At 73.5% G+C, this 16,303-nt stretch carries 13 protein-coding genes and 1 pseudogene; 5 read left to right on the top strand and 9 right to left on the bottom strand.

What is annotated here, in order from left to right:
• Window positions 1–176: 176 nt before the first annotated feature.
• Entirely contained in the window at window positions 177–1,619 is a 1,443-nt protein-coding gene (locus ACFPL3_RS15255) for a phytoene desaturase family protein (RefSeq protein ID WP_343941697.1), read from the bottom strand.
• Window positions 1,620–1,695: 76 nt separating this feature from the next.
• Between ACFPL3_RS15255 and ACFPL3_RS15250 the strand changes: the two genes are divergently transcribed.
• Window positions 1,696–3,333 (top strand): class I adenylate-forming enzyme family protein, encoded by a 1,638-nt coding sequence (locus tag ACFPL3_RS15250; protein ID WP_343941698.1) that lies wholly within the window; start codon window positions 1,696–1,698, stop codon window positions 3,331–3,333.
• On the opposite strand, the gene ACFPL3_RS15245 is transcribed toward ACFPL3_RS15250, so the two are convergent.
• Window positions 3,326–4,159, bottom strand: a complete 834-nt coding sequence (locus tag ACFPL3_RS15245; protein ID WP_343941699.1) for a mycofactocin-coupled SDR family oxidoreductase — start codon at window positions 4,157–4,159, stop codon at window positions 3,326–3,328. The genes ACFPL3_RS15250 and ACFPL3_RS15245 overlap by 8 nt on opposite strands.
• A 146-nt stretch (window positions 4,160–4,305) precedes the next feature.
• Between ACFPL3_RS15245 and ACFPL3_RS15240 the strand changes: the two are divergent.
• A pseudogene (locus ACFPL3_RS15240) lies at window positions 4,306–4,635 on the top strand (hypothetical protein); the annotation flags it as partial.
• A gap of 34 nt (window positions 4,636–4,669) precedes the next feature.
• On the opposite strand, the gene ACFPL3_RS15235 reads toward ACFPL3_RS15240, so the two are convergent.
• On the bottom strand, window positions 4,670–5,815 hold the full coding sequence (locus ACFPL3_RS15235) for a thiolase family protein (RefSeq protein WP_343941700.1): 1,146 nt from the start codon (window positions 5,813–5,815) through the stop codon (window positions 4,670–4,672).
• 78 nt (window positions 5,816–5,893) lie between these two features.
• Here ACFPL3_RS15235 and ACFPL3_RS15230 point away from each other — a divergent pair, with 78 nt between their 5' ends.
• Both ACFPL3_RS15230 and ACFPL3_RS15225 read left to right on the top strand, forming a co-directional pair.
• Complete coding sequence (locus ACFPL3_RS15230) at window positions 5,894–6,694, top strand: SDR family NAD(P)-dependent oxidoreductase (protein ID WP_343941701.1); 801 nt, start codon at window positions 5,894–5,896, stop codon at window positions 6,692–6,694.
• Window positions 6,695–6,705: 11 nt separating this feature from the next.
• Window positions 6,706–7,854 (top strand): acyl-CoA dehydrogenase family protein, encoded by a 1,149-nt coding sequence (locus ACFPL3_RS15225; protein ID WP_343941702.1) that lies wholly within the window; start codon window positions 6,706–6,708, stop codon window positions 7,852–7,854.
• Window positions 7,855–7,874: 20 nt separating this feature from the next.
• Here the strand turns inward: ACFPL3_RS15225 and ACFPL3_RS15220 are convergent, their stop codons facing one another.
• The 6 genes from ACFPL3_RS15220 to ACFPL3_RS15195 are packed head-to-tail and all read right to left on the bottom strand — an operon-like array spanning window position 7,875 to window position 14,377.
• Window positions 7,875–9,773: an oxidoreductase gene (locus tag ACFPL3_RS15220; protein ID WP_343941703.1), complete on the bottom strand. Its 1,899-nt coding sequence runs from the start codon at window positions 9,771–9,773 to the stop codon at window positions 7,875–7,877.
• The gene (locus tag ACFPL3_RS15215) at window positions 9,770–9,967 is read right to left on the bottom strand and encodes a ferredoxin (protein WP_343941704.1); all 198 of its coding nucleotides are present in this window, start codon (window positions 9,965–9,967) and stop codon (window positions 9,770–9,772) included. The genes ACFPL3_RS15220 and ACFPL3_RS15215 overlap by 4 nt, the downstream gene beginning before the upstream one ends.
• A complete protein-coding gene (locus ACFPL3_RS15210; protein WP_343941705.1) occupies window positions 9,964–11,190 on the bottom strand; it encodes a cytochrome P450 in 1,227 nt (408 codons plus the stop codon). The genes ACFPL3_RS15215 and ACFPL3_RS15210 overlap by 4 nt, the downstream gene beginning before the upstream one ends.
• Complete coding sequence (locus ACFPL3_RS15205; RefSeq protein ID WP_343941706.1) at window positions 11,187–11,972, bottom strand: ester cyclase; 786 nt, start codon at window positions 11,970–11,972, stop codon at window positions 11,187–11,189. Before ACFPL3_RS15205 ends, ACFPL3_RS15210 begins: the two co-directional genes overlap by 4 nt.
• A gap of 10 nt (window positions 11,973–11,982) precedes the next feature.
• A complete protein-coding gene (locus ACFPL3_RS15200) occupies window positions 11,983–12,789 on the bottom strand; it encodes an enoyl-CoA hydratase/isomerase family protein (RefSeq protein WP_343941707.1) in 807 nt (268 codons plus the stop codon).
• A 37-nt stretch (window positions 12,790–12,826) separates the two neighbouring features.
• A complete protein-coding gene (locus ACFPL3_RS15195) occupies window positions 12,827–14,377 on the bottom strand; it encodes an acyl-CoA carboxylase subunit beta (RefSeq protein WP_343941708.1) in 1,551 nt (516 codons plus the stop codon).
• Window positions 14,378–14,495: 118 nt separating this feature from the next.
• On the opposite strand from ACFPL3_RS15195, the gene ACFPL3_RS15190 reads away from it, so the two are divergent.
• Window positions 14,496–16,295, top strand: coding sequence for an acetyl/propionyl/methylcrotonyl-CoA carboxylase subunit alpha (locus ACFPL3_RS15190; protein WP_343941709.1), 1,800 nt, complete (start codon window positions 14,496–14,498; stop codon window positions 16,293–16,295).
• Window positions 16,296–16,303: the final 8 nt, after the last annotated feature.

The raw sequence follows: 16,303 nt of genomic DNA, 5'->3' as shown, positions 1-16,303 counted from the left end.
CGGAGCCGCTCGTCCTTGCGCGCACGCCACCGGCACCGCCGCGGGTTCTCAGGCGTCGTCTCGCGAGGACAGCGCCGACGTGGTGAACCGGCGTTCATGAGGAGGCGATCCCGGAGCGAGACGGCGTCTGAGGTTCCGCCACCGGCACCGCTACGCAAGGCGATTCGGACCACTTCTCAATACCTCCAGCCGTCGCCGAAGGTGGGGATGCGAGTGCCCAGGTAGTCCTCGACGCAGGTGAGGGCCGCGCGGGCGGCGCGGTCGGTGCCGATGCCGCGGCTGCGGAACGTCTCGCTGGCGAACCACAGCCCCTCGACGTTCGGGGCGCGCCAGTGCGGGCGGTACCTCCCGACGAGCCCGGGCATCTGGATCACGCCGAACGACGGCTCGAACACGAGGTGCCGCCGCCGCCAGATCGGCTTGGCGAAGCCCGGCCACATCGTCTCGATGTCGCGCTCGAAGGCCTCCATGGTGGCGCGGCACCACTCCCGGTCGCGGCCCTTCGCACCGGGGATGATCGCGCCCATCACGTGCAGGTGGGTGCCGGGCGGCGAACACGTCGGGTCCATCGCGGACTGGTCGAACATGAAGCCCGAGCAGTCCGTGGACGGTGTGGCGGTCCAGGTGGAGAGCTCCCGCGGGTCGAACCGGGTGACCGGCTCCTCGGTGGCGAGGTACAGCCCCAGCCAGGCGATGCGGAACTTGTCCTGTGCGAGGAACTCGATCTGGGAGGCGTACCACTCGGGCAGCGCGCTGCGCGGCACGACGTTCAGCACGTTCCACACCGGGAGCGTCGAGATCACGGCGGGGGCCGCGAGGATCTCCTCCTCGAAGAACTCGTTCGGCATGATCTTCGGTTCCCGGCCGATCGCGACGCCCGCCACCCGGCCGTTCTCGATCACCACCCGCTCCACCGACGTCCCCAGCCGCAGCTCGCCGCCGTGCTCGGTGATGGCGTCGGCGAGGTCGCGCCACATGCCGTCCCAGCCCTGCCCCGGCCAGAACGAGTACGCCGCGGTGCCCCGCTCCTCGAAGTGCATCTTGCGGACGTAGAGGTTGTCGCTGGCCGAGTGGTCGTACCAGTTGTCGGTCATGCACTCGAGCACCGAGATGAACTCGAACAGGTCGACGACGCCCTGGTCGTCGGTGTGCTGGTGGATCCACTCGCGCAGCGAGCGGTCGTCCCAGTCGTCGAGCGCCTCGTACGGGGTGTCGACCAGGGCCTTGATGACCTTCTTGAGCTCGGTGCGGTCGGTGTAGCGGTCCCGGATCGACCCCCACCCCGTGCCGTTCTCCCAGATCGGCATCTCCCTGCTGACCTCGCCGTGGATCAGCTCCTTGCCGACGTGCTCGAAGACCTTGGTGAGCCCCGATCCGCCGTCCTCGACGAGGTGGCCTCCGAGGTTGACCGTGAACCCCTCGTCCGGCACGGCCAGCGCGCGGCCTCCGAGATGGGGGCTGCGATCCAGGACGACGACCCGCTTGCCCTCCTTGGCCAGCAGCGCGCCCGCGGTCAGGCCGGCCGCGCCTGCCCCGATCACCACGACGTCGTAGCTCGGCATGACATCCTTTCTACCAAACGCCCGTTTTAGAGTCTCACGGGGAACCGGGCGGCGCAACCACGCGCTTGTCCACCGTCGAACGGCGTTGTTAGCTTGTCAAACGATTGGTAGACGCACGGGAGGGTCAGCGACGATGCCCGGCACCACCATCCCCGACCTGCTCGAACAGCGCGCCGCCGACGCACCCGGGCACGAGGTCGTGTTCCCCGACGGGCGCCTCACCTATCCCGCCCTCGCCGCCACCGCGACGCACCTGGCAGGCGCGCTGTGGGGAGCGGGCGTGCGGCCGGGCGACCACGTCGGCGTCCTCCTGCCGAGCGGGATCGACAGCATCACGACGTGGCTGGCCGCCGCGCACATCGGCGCCGTCGCCGTGCCGGTGAACCCGCGGCTCAAGCCCGGCGAACTCGCCTACATCGTCGAGAACGCCGACATGCGGCTGGTGTTCGCCGCCGCCGAGCTCGCGCCGGTCCTCGCCGAGGCCCTCCCCGGGCTCGCCGACGCGACGCCGGGCCGGCTCCAGCTGCCGACGGCACCGATGTTGCGCACCGTCGTCGCGCTCGACGCGGACCGGCCGGCCCCGGCGGGCTGGCTCTCCCGCTCCGGCTTCGTCGCCCGGCCGGGCGACCCCGACGCCGTCGCCACGGCCCGGGCCGCGGTGCGCGCGGAGGACCCGGCGCTGATCCTCTACACCTCCGGCACGACGTCCCGCCCGCGCGGCTGCGTGCTCGACGGCACCGCGCTCGTCGCGGAGGGCGAGGCCGTCGCCGAGCGCCTCGGGCTCACGCGAAAGGACCGGTTCTGGACCCCGCTGCCGATGTTCCACTGCGGCGGGTACGACGTCGCCGTCGCCGCGCTCGCGGGCAGGTGCGGCATGGTCCACGCCGGCGTCCCCGAACCCGGCGCCACGCTGCGCCAGCTCGCCGAGGAGCGCTGCACCGTCGCCTTCCCGGCGTTCGAGACGATCTGGCTCCCCGTGCTCGAGCACCCGGACTTCCCGGCCACCGACCTGTCCGCCCTGCGCATCGTCCTCAACATCGGCGCCCCGGAGCGGCTGCGCTCCATGCAGGAGCGGATCTCCCCCGCGATCCAGATGTCGTCCTACGGCATGACCGAGTCCTGCGGGTTCTGCTGCATCGGCGCGCCGGACGACCCACCCGAGGCGCGGGCGACCACGAGCGGGAAGCCGCTGCGGCACATGGAGGTCCGCGTCGTCGACCCCGAGACCGGCCGCCCGGTGCCGGCAGGCACCCCCGGTGAGGTGCAGTTCCGCGGGGGCTCCCGGCTGGTCCGCTACCACCGCGACCCCGAGCTCACCGCCGAGCGGATCGACCCCGACGGCTGGTTCACCTCGGGGGACATGGCCGTCGCCGACGCCGACGGCCGGATCTCGTTCCGGTCCCGCCTCAAGGACATGCTCAAGGTCGGCGGGGAGAACGTCGCCGCTGCCGAGGTGGAGGGCCTGCTCGGCGAGCACCCCGCCTGCGGCGTGGTGCAGGTCGTCGCCGCACCCGACGCCCGGCTCGGCGAGGTGCCGGCGGCGTTCGTCCAGCTGCGGCCCGGCACGTCCGCCACCGAGCAGGAGCTGATCGACCACTGCCTGGGCGCGATCGCGACGTTCAAGGTGCCCCGCTACGTGCGCTTCGTGACCGAGTGGCCGATGTCGGGCACCAAGGTGCAGAAGTTCCGCCTGCGCGAGCGCATCGCCGCGGAGCTCGCGCAGGCCGGGATCACCGAGGCGCCGCGGCTGACGTCGCGCGCCGCTACTTGACCGCCGCTCCCGCGTCGACCGGCAACGTCACGCCCGTGATGAAGCGGGCCTCGTCGCTGGCCAGGAACAGCACGGCGTTGCTGATGTCGATCGACTCGATCCAGGGCACCGGCAGGGCGTTGAGCGACATGAAACCGGGCATCGCCTTGTCCCGGGTGGGCTCGGGGTCGCCCGGCGCGAACATGCCCCAGGTGCCCGGGTTCTGGATCATGTCGGTGTCGACGTTGGTGGGGTGCACGGTGTTGACGCGGATCCGGTGGCCGGCCAGCTCGTTGGCCATCGTCCGCATCAGCCCGACGATCCCGTGCTTCGCCGACACGTAGTGGGCCACCTGCATGATCCCCTTGAGCCCGCCGATCGAGCTGGTGAAGACCATCGAGCCGCCGCCGCGGGAGATCAGGTGCGGGACGGCCGCCTTCGCGGTGTGCCAGACGCCGGTGAGGTTGACGTCCAGCATCTGCTGCCACATCTCCTCGGTGAGCTCCCAGGACATCCCGTAGCTCGCGATGCCCGCGTTGGCCACCACGATGTCGAGGCCGCCGAGTTCGCTCACGCCCTCCTCAAGGGCGGCGCCGAGCCCGTCCGCGTCGCGCACGTCGGCGACCCGCGCGACGATCCGCCTGCCGAGCGCCTCGACCGCGGCGACGGTGTCGTCGAGGTCCTCCTTGGTGGCGAGCGGGTACTTGTCCACCGACGAGATCGGCGCGCATGCGTCGACCGCGACGATGTCGGCGCCCTCCTGCGCCAACCGCACCGCGTGGCTGCGCCCCTGCCCCCGCGCCGCCCCGGTGATGAACGCGACCTTTCCCTCGACCCGCCCGGTCATCGCGCGCCTCCTCATCCACCGGCTCATCTACCGGCCGTTTGGTTGCCGAAACGTAGCACCGCCGCGATCGACGCGACAAGGCCGCGTCGGCCTCACCCCCACTTGCCCGCACACCAGCAACGGCGCTCACACACCGACTGCAACCGGTGTGCGAGCCCCACAGCCGGTGCGTGAGGCGATCCGGGGCGCCGTCACCCCCACCTGCTCGCACACCAGCAGTGGTGCTCACACACCGACTGCGATCGGTGTGTGAGCACTCGAGGTGGTGTGTGAGCGCGCCGCCGCGGCCCGCGCGCGTGCGAGCCACGCGGCCTCAGTCCGGCGGCTCCTGCGACGCCGCCCTCCGGGCCGCCGACCGCGCGTTGCAGACCTTCGGCGGCAGCGGGTTCACCGCCGAGACCCTGGTGTTCGAGCGGTTCGGGTACCTGCGGCTGTTGCAGACCGCGCCCGGGACCCGCGAGATGGCGCTGAACCACATCGCGATGGCTGGGCTGGTGACCGGCGCCGCGCTCAGAGCAGCTCGAGGACGGTGGCGTTGGCCTGCCCGCCGCCCTCGCACATCGTCTGGAGCCCGTAGCGGATCCCGTTGTCGCGCATGTGGTGCACGAGCGTGGTCATCAGCCGGGCACCGGACCCGCCGAGGGGGTGGCCCAGTGCGATCGCGCCGCCGTTCGGGTTGAGCGCCTTCGGGTCCGCCTCGAGGTCGTGCAGCCACGCCAGCGGCACCGGCGCGAACGCCTCGTTGACCTCGTACGCGCCGATGTCGGCCGGCCGCAGACCCGAGCGCTGCAGCGCCTTCTGCGTGGCGGGGATCGGCGCCGTCAGCATGATCACGGGATCAGCGCCCGCCAGCACGGCCGTGTGCACCCGGGCGATCGGGGTGAGCCCGAGCTCGCGGGCCTTGTCCGACGTGGTCATCAGCAGCGCGGCCGACCCGTCGGAGATCTGCGAACTGTTGGCCGCGGTGATCACGCCGCCCGGCTTGAAGGCAGGCTTCAGCTGCGCCAGCCCGTCGACGCTGCCGCCGCGGCGGATGCCCTCGTCCTCCGCGACGACCGTGCCGTCCGGCAGGGGCACCGGGGCGATCTGGGCGTCGAACCGGCCGTCGTCCTGCGCGGCGGCGGCCTTCTCGTGGCTGGCGAGGGAGAACTCGTCGAGCTGCGTCCGCGAGAACCCCCACTGCTCGGCAATCATCTCCGCGCCGATCCCCTGGTTCGGGAACACGCCGTCGTAGCGCGCCATGAACCGCGGGCCGAACGGGTCGGCGTCGCCGATCGAGCTGCCCATCGGCACCCGGCTCATCGACTCGACCCCGCCGGCCACCACGACGTCGTACTGGCCCGCGACGAGGCCGGCCGCGGCGAAGTGCACCGACTGCTGCGACGAGCCGCACTGCCGGTCGACGGTGACCCCGGTGACGGTCTCGGGCCAGCCCGCGGCGAGCAGCGCGGTGCGGGCGATGTCGAAGGTCTGCTCCCCCACCTGGGACACGCAGCCCCAGACGACGTCGTCGACCACCGCGGGGTCGATCCCGGTCCGCTCGACCAGGCTGCCCAGCACGTGGGCCGACAGGTCCGCCGGGTGGATCCCGGCCAGCCCGCCGCCTCGCTTCCCCACCGGCGTCCGGACGGCTTCCACGATCACTGCATCGCGCACGCTCGCGCTCCTGTCCCGGCGCCCCGGGCGCCGCTGCTCGTCCCGTTTCCGCGGTAGCAGTCTACCGATCGTTTGATAGTGTTCGCTAGCCCGGCCGGTGACGACGAGGAGGACGGCGTGTTGGTCGACGGTTCGGTAGCGGTGATCACCGGCGGAGCCTCCGGTCTCGGCGCAGGTGCCGCGCGGCACCTGGCCGAGCGCGGCGGCCGCGTCGCGATCTTCGACCTGCCCACGTCGGACGGCGCCGCGCTCGCGGCGGAGCTCGGCGACGCGGGCGCGTTCTTCCCGGTCGACGTGGCCGACTCCGACCAGGTCGAGGCCGCCGTGGACGGGGCGGCGTCCACCTTCGGCCGCATCGACGTCTGCGTGAACGCCGCGGGCATCAGCCCCGCGGCCCGGGTGCTGTCGCGCAAGGGCGAGCTGCACCCGATGGACGTGTTCCGCAGGACGGTGGAGGTCAACCTCCTCGGCAGCTTCGACGTGCTGCGCCGCGCGGTGGCCGTGATGGCGCGCAACGAGCCCTCGGCCGAGGGCGAGCGCGGCCTGATCGTCAACGTCTCGTCGGCGGCGGCGCTCGAGGGCCAGGCCGGCCAGGCCGCCTACTCCGCCTCCAAGGGCGGGCTGGTCGCCCTCACCCTGCCGCTGGCCCGCGACCTGGCGCTGTGGGGGATCCGGGTGATGACGGTCTGCCCGGGGATCATGGACACCGCGATGCTCGCGGGCGTCGACGAGAAGCGCCGCGCGGCGCTGGTCGACCTGCACGTGTTCCCCAAGCGGCTCGGCACGCCCCGCGACTTCGCCCAGCTCGTGGCGAGCTTCATGGAGAACACCCTCCTCAACGGCGACGTCGTGCGCCTCGACGCCGCAACCCGGCTGTAAAGGAGGCGTCCGTGCGCCGCACGCTCTACGGCCGCGAGCACGAGGACTTCCGCTCGGCGTTCCGGCAGTTCCTCGAGCGCGAGGCCGTGCCGCACACCGACCGGTGGGAGGAGGCCGGGCTGGTGGACCGCTCGTTCTTCGAGGCGGCCGGCCGGGCGGGGTTCCTCGGCTTCGAGGCGCCGGAGGAGTTCGGCGGACTCGGCGTCGACGACTTCCGCTACAACGCGGTGATGAGCGAGGAGATCGTCGCCACCGGCACGGCGGGCGACGGCTTCACCCTCGGCAACGACATCCTCGCGCCGTACCTGATCGAGCTGACCACCCCCGAGCAGCGGGCGCGCTGGCTCCCCGGGTTCACCGCGGGCACGCTGATCCCCGCGATCGCGATGACCGAGCCCACCACCGGGTCGGACCTGCGTGCGATCCGCACCACCGCGCGCCGCGACGGCGACGAGTACGTGCTCGACGGCGCCAAGACGTTCATCACCAACGGCGCCCAGGCCGACCTCGTGCTCGTCCTGGCCCGCACCGGGGAGCGCGACGGTCGGGGCATGAGCCTGCTCGCCGTGGAGGCCGGCACCCCCGGCTTCACCCGCGGCCGCCCGCTGCACAAGATCGGCCGCAAGGCGCAGGACACGGCCGAACTGTTCTTCGACGGCTGCAGGGTGCCCGCCGCAAACCTCGTCGGCGAGCCGGGCGCCGGACTCCGACTCGTGCTGGGCAACCTGCCGCGCGAGCGGCTGTCGATGGCGGTGCTCGCCGTCGCCGCCGCGGAGCGGGCCCTCGACCTCGCCCTCACGCACTGCCGGGAGCGCACCACCTTCGGCGTGCCGCTCGGCTCACATCAGGCCGTCCGGTTCGAGCTCGCGGACGTGCACACCCAGGTCGGCGTCGCGCGCGTCTACGTCGACCGCTGCGTGCAGGCCCTCGTCGACGGCGAGCTCACCGCCGAGGAGGCCGCGGCCGCCAAGTACTGGACCACCGACCTGCAGTGCTCGGTGATCGACCGCTGCCTGCAACTGTTCGGCGGCTACGGCTACATGGAGGAGTACCCCATCGCGCGCATGTGGCGCGACGCCCGCGTCCAGCGCATCTACGGCGGCACCAACGAGATCATGAAGGAGGTCGTCGGACGCGCCGTCGTCGCGGATCCTTCATGACTGCCCGGCGTTGATCGAGGTCAGAGCGCGAGCGCCGCGTCCGCCCCGGAGTTGATCGCGCGGACGAAGTCCGCGGGGTGCTCGGCGTCCCCGAGCACCCGCACCTCAACCCCGGGCGGCGCCGCCAGTGCCGCGCCGGTGGGGCGCCAGCCGATCGCGAGCGCGACGACGCCGGCAGGCACCTCGTGCGCCGCGCCGTCGGCGTCGGTGTGGACGACCGCGCCCGGCTCGATCGCGATCACCGTCGCCCGGGTGCGGATCTCGACGCCGTCGTGGCGCAGCTGGCGCACCAACTGGCGGCGGGTGATCGCCTCGATGCCCCGCCCGATGCTGCCGCGCATCTCGATGATCGTGACGTGCGCGCCCCGGGCAGCGAGCAGCTCGGCGGTCTCGCAGCCGGTGGCGCTGCCCCCGATCACGACGACGCGCTGCCCCATCTCCACCGCGACCTCGCCGCGGAGCAGCTCCTGCGCGTCGTGCACGTGCGGGGAGTCGATGCCGGGCAGCGGCGGCACCAGCGGCTCCGCGCCGGTGGCGACGACGAGCACGTCCGGCGCCTCCCGCGCCACCACGGCGGTGTCCACCTCGACGCCGGTGCGGATCACCACCCCGAGCTCGGCCAGCCGCTCAGCCTGGTACGCGCGGAACCGCAGCACCTCGCGCTTGCTCGGCGCCAGCCCCGCGACCTCCAGCTTGCCGCCGAGCCGGTCGTCGCGCTCCCAGATCGACACGTCGTGCCCGCGCAGGCGCGCGATCCGCGCGGCCTCCATCCCGGCCGGACCGCTGCCCACGACCATCACCCGCCGGGGCGTGGCCGCGGGCTTCAGCTCCCAGGTGAGCTCCCGACCGGCCTCCGGGTTGACCGAGCACCGGGCCCGCTCGCCGCGCCCGACCAGGTCGACGCAGGCGTTGCAGGCGATGCACGGGCGCAGCTCGTCGAGCCGGCCTTCGCGCACCTTGTCCGGCCAGTCCGGCTCGGCGATCAGCGCCCGCCCGAGCAGCACCAGGTCAGCGTCGCCGGACGCGACGACGGCGGCCGCGTCGTCCGGGTCGTCGAGCCGCCCGACGGCCATCACGGGCACGTCGACGGCCCGCTTCACCGCGGCGGCGAGCGGGCGCATGTGCCCGCGGGGCACCGCCATCGGTGCGAGCGTGACCTGCAGCGACAGCCAGGTGCCCGCCGAGACGCTGATCGCCGACGCCCCGGCCGCGACGACCATGGCGGCCACCCGCGCGGCCTCCTCGATCGTCAGCCCACCGCTCGGGCCGTCGTCGCCGTTGAGCCGCCACACCAGCGGCAGCCCGGTCTGCTCGGTGATCGCGCGGGCGACCTCCACCGAGAAGCGGGCACGGTTCTCCAGCGACCCGCCGTACTCGTCGCAGCGCTGGTTGAACTGCGGGGACAGGAAGTTGGACGGCAGGTAGCCGTGTGCCCCGTGCACCTCGACGAAGTCGAACCCGGCCTCGGCCGCGAGCGCGGCGGCCGCGCCATAGTCGGCCACGATCCCGGCGATCTCGTCGGCGGTCAGCTCGTGGGGCACGGGTGCGGCGGAGTTCAGCGGGATCGGCGACGGCGCCACCGACGGCCCCTCGACCACCTGCCGCCCCGGGTGCATGAGCTGCACCCCGACCGTCACGTCGTAGGGGCGCAACGCCTCCACCAGCCGGCGCAACCCCGGCAGGTACTCCCGCCCGCAGATCTTCGGCTCCGGCCCCACCGTGTCGGCCGAGACGAGGCAGCCCTCCACCGTGATCGTGCCGACGCCACCGCGCGCCCGGCGCAGGTAGTAGGCGATCGTGTCGTCGGTGATGCGGCCACCGGCGTCGAGGCAGGTGCCCATCGGTGCCATCACGAGGCGGTTGCGCAGGGTGAGCCCACCCAGGCGCAGCGGCTCGAAGAGCACCTCGTGGCCGGTCATTCCGACAGCACCCGCAGCGCGCGCACCGGACAGGCGTCGACGCCGATCCGCGCCGTCCCCTCCTCGCCCGCCGGCACCTCGCGGTCCGGGCCGACCGCGCTGTAACCGTCGTCGTCGAGCGGGAAGAGCTCGAAGTCCACCACGGAGCACTGGCCGTGCGCCTCGCACACGTCCGGGTCGACGCCGATCCTCATCGGCCCACCTCGACGCGCAGCTCCTCCAGCGACCGCGACGCCAGGCTCGGCTTCCACCGCGGCTCGGCGGCGAGCGCGAGCCCCGGCAGCCGCTCGACGATCCGGGCGACCGCGATCCGCGTCTCCATCCGCGCCAGCTGCGCACCGATGCAGGCGTGGATCCCCTTGCCGAAGGCGATCTGCGGGTTGGGGCGCCGCGACAGGTCGAGGGTGTCGGGGTCGGCGAACTTCTCCGGGTCACGGTTGGCGGCCGACAGCACGAGGTGCACCCGCTCCCCCGGCGAGATGCGGCGCCCACGGATCTCGGTCTCCGCCACCACCCACCGGTTCAGGACCTTGATCGGCCCGTCGAAGCGCAGCAGCTCCTCCACGGCGGGCGCGATCAGCTCGGGCTCGGCACGCAGCCGGGCCAGCTGATCGGGGTGGCGCAGCAGCGCCAGCGTGGCGTTCGCGATCGAGTTCGTGGTGGTCTCGTGTCCGGCGAACAGCAGCAGCGCGCACATCGACACGAGCTCGTCGTCGGAGAGGCGGTCACCCTCCTCGGCTGCCATCAGCGCGGTGAGCATGTCCTCCCGGGGTTCCCGGCGGCGCAGCGCGATCAGCTCCCGGAAGTAGCCGTCCATCTCCCGCAGGCCGCGCAGCGCGCGCTCGTGCCGCTCGGCCCGCGCGTCGCCACCGGTGCCGAACGCGACCAGCGCGAGCTCGTCGGACCACTCGCGGAACCGGTCGCGGTCGGCCACCGGCGCGCCGAGCATCGTCGCGATCACGGTGGCCGGGAGCGGGTAGGCGATCTCGGAGATCAGGTCGCCACCGGTGAACCCCTCCACCAGCTCGTCGACCAGTTCCGTGATCTGCTCGCCCATCGCGGAGATCCGCTGGCCCTTGAACGCGCCCGCGGCGAGCCTGCGCAGCCGGGTGTGCGCGGGCGGATCGGAGACGACCATCCACTCACCGATGAGCTCGAGCACCCGGTCGGCGGCCGGGCGGCCACCCGACCCGCTCCCCTGCGCCCGGCGCGCGGCGAGCAGCGGCCGCACGCGGTCGTTGGACAGCGCCTTGTTCTGGAACGCCGCCGAGACGTCGTCGTAGCGGGTGAGCAGCCAGGCCCGGTGGCGCGCGCTCCAGCGCACCGGGTCGTGCTCGCGCAGCCGCGCGAACAGCCCGTACGGGTCGGCGGTGGCCTCCGGGGTGAGCAGGTCGTCCTCGATCTCCACGGACGTCACGCCGTCACCCCCACGGACTTCAGGCTGCGGGCCATGCCCAGCCGATCGCGGATGATCTGCCCGCTCGCCACCCGCCCGCCGGCCACGTGCACGATCCCGACGAGGTGCAGCGTGGAGCTCGTGCCGATCAGCGCGGGGTCGACGCCGTCGAGGCCACCGGCGTAGCGGCCACGGCGGGTGAGCCGGAACGCGACGGCCGAGCCTGCGGAGAACAGGTCGTCGACCTCGTCGGACGCCTCCTCCTGGGGCACCGACCGGTCGCCGTCGTCGACCCGCACCGCGCCACCCGGGGTGCCGGCGGCGATCCAGTCGCGCACCACCTGCTCGGCGGCCGGGTCGGGAGGCACCGCCGCCGTGTCCCACGGCGCGAGCGCGGGCGGGGCGACCGGGTCGGGCCTGCCGTCGGCCAGCTGGCGGCGGCGGGCCTGGTAGTCCTGCTCCACCAGGTTCGCGACGAGCCTCGTGCCGTTCCACCGGTAGAGCCCGATGCCCTGCCAGGACGCGACGGCGCCACCGTGGCGCAGGGAGGCGCCGTGCTCGGAGAACCGCATCGCCAGCCGCTCACCGTTGGTGACGATCTCGTGCACCGTCAGGCAGAGCCCGGGGAACTGGTCGAACTGCTTCCTCGCCGCCGGCACGTACTGCTCGTCCCGGCCGGCCACCACATGCGGGCCCATCCGCAGCGTGTAGTCCGGCTCCATCAGCTCCGCGCACACGCTCGTGTCGTGCCGGTTCGTGTAGTCGACGACGTAACGGCGCATCAGCGCGACGAACGGGTCCATCTCCTCGCCCCTAACGGCCGCGGAAGACCGGCGGGCGCTTCTCGGTGAACGCCCGGATGCCTTCCCCGACATCGGCGGATCCCTGCAACGTGGTGAGCGCGGCGGTCGAGTGGTCGAACTCGCCGCGGTCGACGCCGCGGTTGACCAGCCCCTTGCCCGCGGCGATGGCCAGCGGCGCCTGCGCCGCGATCCGCTCGGCCAGCGCGCGGGCGGTGGCCAGCAGCTCGGCGGCGGGCACGACCTTCTGCACGAGCCCGATCCGCAGCGCGGTCTCGGCGTCCACCCGCTCACCGGCGAACACCATCAGCTTCGTCCAGTGCCTGCCGATCACCGACGGCGCGCGCAGCACCCCGAACCCGGGCACCAGCCCCACCGCGGCCTCCGGCATCCCGAACACGGCGTTCTCGGCGGCGACGACGATGTCGCACGCCAGGGTCAGCTCGCAGCCACCGCCCATCGCGTAGCCGTTGACCGCCGCGATCACGGGGAGGCTGCACTCCTCGACGGCGGCGAACGTGCGCATGCACTCGCGCTGGAAGTCGCGCTTGGCCTGCACGGTGTCCAGCTGCGCGAAGCCGGCGATGTCCCCGCCCGCGGAGAACGCCTTCTCCCCCGCCCCGGTGACGATCACCGCGCGCGTGTGCCCGTCGGCCTCCAGCGAGGCCAGTGCGTCGCGCATCTCGGGCCAGAACGTGCGGCCCATCGCGTTGAGCTTCGCCGGGGCGTCGATCGTGATCACGGCGACGGGCCCGTCGGCGTCCACCCTGATGTTGCGCGGTGCGGCACCGTTGCGGCGCGCCGTGACCGTCTCGTCCATCCCGACCCCTTGCTCCAGTTCGCGTCGCATGCGCCGCTCAGCCGCCGAACCGGCCGTGCGCGGCGATCGCGATCGCGGTCGCCACCACGCGGCGGGTGTCGGCGGGCTCGATGACGTCGTCCAGCGACAGGTGCGCCGCCGCCTCCCAGGGCTCGGCGTCGGCGTTCCACTCCGCGGTGAGCTCTGAAACCAGCGCGGCGTGCGCCTCCGGGCCCTGCTCGGCGAGCACCGCCTCCAGCTTCCGCCGGTGGATGGTGCGGATGCCCGTCTCCGGGGCCATGAAGCCCAGCTCGGCCGACGGCCAGGCGAACAGGAAGTCCGGCTTCGTGGGGCGCCCGCCCATCGCGAAGTGCCCGCCGCCGTACGCCTTGCGCAGCACGACACCGACCTTCGGCACCGTGGCCTCGGCGATCCGCGACACCAGCGCCTCGTAGCCGTGCAGGATGCCGCCCCGCTCGGCCGCCCTGCCGATCATCAGGCCGGGCACGTCGTGGAGGAACACCAGCGGCAGCCCGAACGTGTCGCAGAGGTCGACGAACGCGCGCTCCTTCGCGAGCGCGGCCGGGTCCAGCGCGCCCGCGCGCACGATCGGCTGGTTGCCGATCAGCCCGACCGGGCGGCCCTCGATGCGGCCCAGCGCGCAGAGCACCGAGCCGGCCCACCCGTCGGCCCAGGGCAGGATCGAGGCCTCGTCCGCGATGCAGGCGAACACGTCGCGCATGTCGTAGCCGCTGCGCGGCCCCAGCGGGACGATCTCCTCCAGGTCCTTCGGGTCGCGCGCGGGTGCCAGCGGCGGCCCCCACGGCGGCTCCTGTGTGGAGTTGGGCGGCAGGTAGGACAGGAAGGCGGCGATGGCGTCCATCGCGTCGGCCTCGGTCTCGACGACGAGGTGCGCGTTGCCCGCCTCCGTGGCCGCGGCCGGGCCGCCCAGCTCCTCGTCGGTGACCTTCTCCCCGATCGCGGGCTCCACGACCGACGGGCCGGAGAGCGCGATCGACGAGCTCTGCAACATGACGACGAAGTGCGCCGTGGAGGCGTGCAGCGCAGAGTCGCCGTAGCTGGGCCCGAGCACCGCGGCCGCCCGCGGCACGACCGGCGCACCCGGCGGCGGCTTGAGGAAGGTCGTGAAGTCGAGGGGGAGACCGGAGAACCGCCAGCCGGAGACGTCCGGCATCCGGCCGCCGTCGGCGTCGCAGAGCAGCACGAGCGGGAAGCCGTGCCGCTGGGCGTGCTCGATCAGGCGGCCCTGCTTGCGCATGCTGATCGGGGCCGTGGTGCCGGCGAGCACGCTCGCGTCGATGCCGATCACGCCGACGCGCCTGCCGTCGAGCAGCCCGAAACCGGTCACGACGGCGTCGCCGGGGACGTGCTTGGCCGTGCGCCGCTCGGGCAGGGCGAGCGCGCCGATCTCGAACCAGGAACCCGGGTCCACGAGCATGTCGATGCGCTCCCGCACGGGCAGCCGGCCCGACTCGCGGTGCTTGCGCAGACCCTCCGCGCCACCCATCTCGAGCGAGTGCTCCTTGCGGGCGCGCAGTTGGGCGATCCGCTCCGCCATCGAAGCCGCGCCGGGCTCGGCGACCGACACCGGGCCTCCCTCGTCGTGGGGTGGAATGGTCTCCTGGGCTGACGCTAGACTACCAGACGGCCGATTGGTAGACAGGCGTCGGCGGAACGGTTTCGATCCCAGCAGAGCGGAGCAGCCCGTGCAGGACGCCGGTGGGCCGGTCACGGAGATCGGCAAGGTCCTCGTCGCGAACCGCGGCGAGATCGCGGTCCGGATCCTCCGAACCTGCTGCGAGCTCGGCCTGCGCACCGTCGCCGTGCACAGCGACGCCGACGCCGACGCGCTGCACGTCCGGATGGCCGACGAGGCGTACCGGATCGGGCCCGCGCCGGCGCGCGAGTCGTACCTGTGCGCCGGCGCGATCGTCGCCGCGGCCACGGAGGCGGGAGCCGACGCCGTCCACCCCGGCTACGGCCTGCTCTCCGAGGACGCCACGTTCGCGCGGGCGGTCACCGACGCGGGGCTGGTCTTCGTCGGACCGCCCGCCGAGATCATCGAGCGGATGGGCGACAAGGTCGCCGCCCGCGAGGCCGCGCAGTCGTGCGGGGTGCCGGTGCCGCCCGGCAGCGCCGGCACGATCTCCGACCCGGCGCAGGCACGGACGGAGGCCGAGCGGATCGGCTGGCCCGTCGTGGTGAAGGCGTCCTTCGGCGGCGGGGGCAGGGGCATGCGCATCGTGCACGGCCCCGCCGAGCTGGACGCCGCGCTCACCGCCGCCGCCCGCGAGGCCACGGCCGCGTTCGGCCGGCCCGAGGTGCACCTCGAGCGCTACCTGGAGCGGCCCCGGCACGTCGAGGTGCAGGTCCTCGCCGACGCCCACGGCGGCGTCGTGCACCTCGGTGACCGCGACTGCTCGGTGCAGCGGCGCCACCAGAAGCTCGTCGAGGAGGCCCCCGCGCCCGACCTGCCGGGGCACGTGCGCGACGGCGTGCGCGACGCCGCCGTCCGCCTGGCCGCCGCGGTCGGCTACGTGGGCGCGGGCACGGTCGAGTTCCTCGTGCTGCCGGCCACCGGCGAGTTCTTCTTCCTCGAGATGAACACCCGACTGCAGGTCGAGCACGGCGTCACCGAGCTGGTCACCGGGCTCGACCTGGTGGCCGCGCAACTCGCCGTCGCGAACGGGGAGAAGCTCTGGTTCACCCAGGACGACGTGCGCCTCGAAGGGCACGCCATCCAGGCGCGCATCGCCGCGGAGGACCCCTGGGAGTCCTTCCGCCCCGCACCGGGGCGGGTCACCACGCTCAACGCGCCGCAGGGACCGTGGGTGCGCTGCGACATGGGCATCGCGAGCGGCGACGCCGTGCCCGCCGAGTACGACTCGATGTTCGGCAAGGTCCTCACCCGGGGCGCCGACCGCGAGTCCGCCCGGCGCCGGCTCGTCGCGGCACTCGACGAGCTGCGCGTCGACGGCGTCCCGACCACCGTGCCCTACCTGCGCGGCGTGCTCACCTCGGCCGAGTTCGTCGCCGTCGCGCACGACACCGGCTCGGTGGAGCGGGACTGGGTGCCCGACCCCGCGCTGCGCCCGGCCGCGCCGCCGGCGACCCCTCCCCCGGCGGGCACCCGGCCGGCGCGGCGGGTGCGGATCGCGACCGACCGGGGCCCGGTCGAGGTCGCCGTCTACGGCGCGGTGCCGCCGCGGGGCACCGAGGTCACGGTGTCGGCCCGTCCCGGCCGGACGGGCGGGCCCTCGCACCGGCCCACCACCGGGCGCGGTGCGCCGCCCACCGCACCGATGGACGCCACGGTCGTCGCCGTCGCGGTCGAACAGGGCACCACGGTCGCACCGGGCGACGTCCTCGTCGTGCTGGAGGCGATGAAGATGGAGATCGAGGTGAAGTCCGACGTCGCCGGCACGGTCCGGGAGCTGTACGTGGCCCCGGGGGATTCGGTGGCCGCCGGCACGGTGCTGGTCGACGTGACCCCGGGTGCGGCCTGAACGCCCGT

This window comes from Pseudonocardia zijingensis, assembly GCF_042657305.1.
GTDB lineage: Bacteria > Actinomycetota > Actinomycetes > Mycobacteriales > Pseudonocardiaceae > Pseudonocardia > Pseudonocardia zijingensis.
Note: the sequence above shows the minus strand (reverse complement) of the source record. Positions and strands in the feature narration are given on the sequence as shown.

Coding starts and splice junctions, on each gene's coding strand:
- ACFPL3_RS15250 (WP_343941698.1), top strand. CDS start 1,696: ATGCCCGGCACCACCATCCCCGACCTGCTCGAACAGCGCGCCGCCGAC.
- ACFPL3_RS15245 (WP_343941699.1), bottom strand. CDS start 4,159: ATGACCGGGCGGGTCGAGGGAAAGGTCGCGTTCATCACCGGGGCGGCG.
- ACFPL3_RS15220 (WP_343941703.1), bottom strand. CDS start 9,773: ATGACCGGCCACGAGGTGCTCTTCGAGCCGCTGCGCCTGGGTGGGCTC.
- ACFPL3_RS15215 (WP_343941704.1), bottom strand. CDS start 9,967: ATGAGGATCGGCGTCGACCCGGACGTGTGCGAGGCGCACGGCCAGTGC.
- ACFPL3_RS15205 (WP_343941706.1), bottom strand. CDS start 11,972: ATGGACCCGTTCGTCGCGCTGATGCGCCGTTACGTCGTCGACTACACG.
- ACFPL3_RS15200 (WP_343941707.1), bottom strand. CDS start 12,789: ATGGACGAGACGGTCACGGCGCGCCGCAACGGTGCCGCACCGCGCAAC.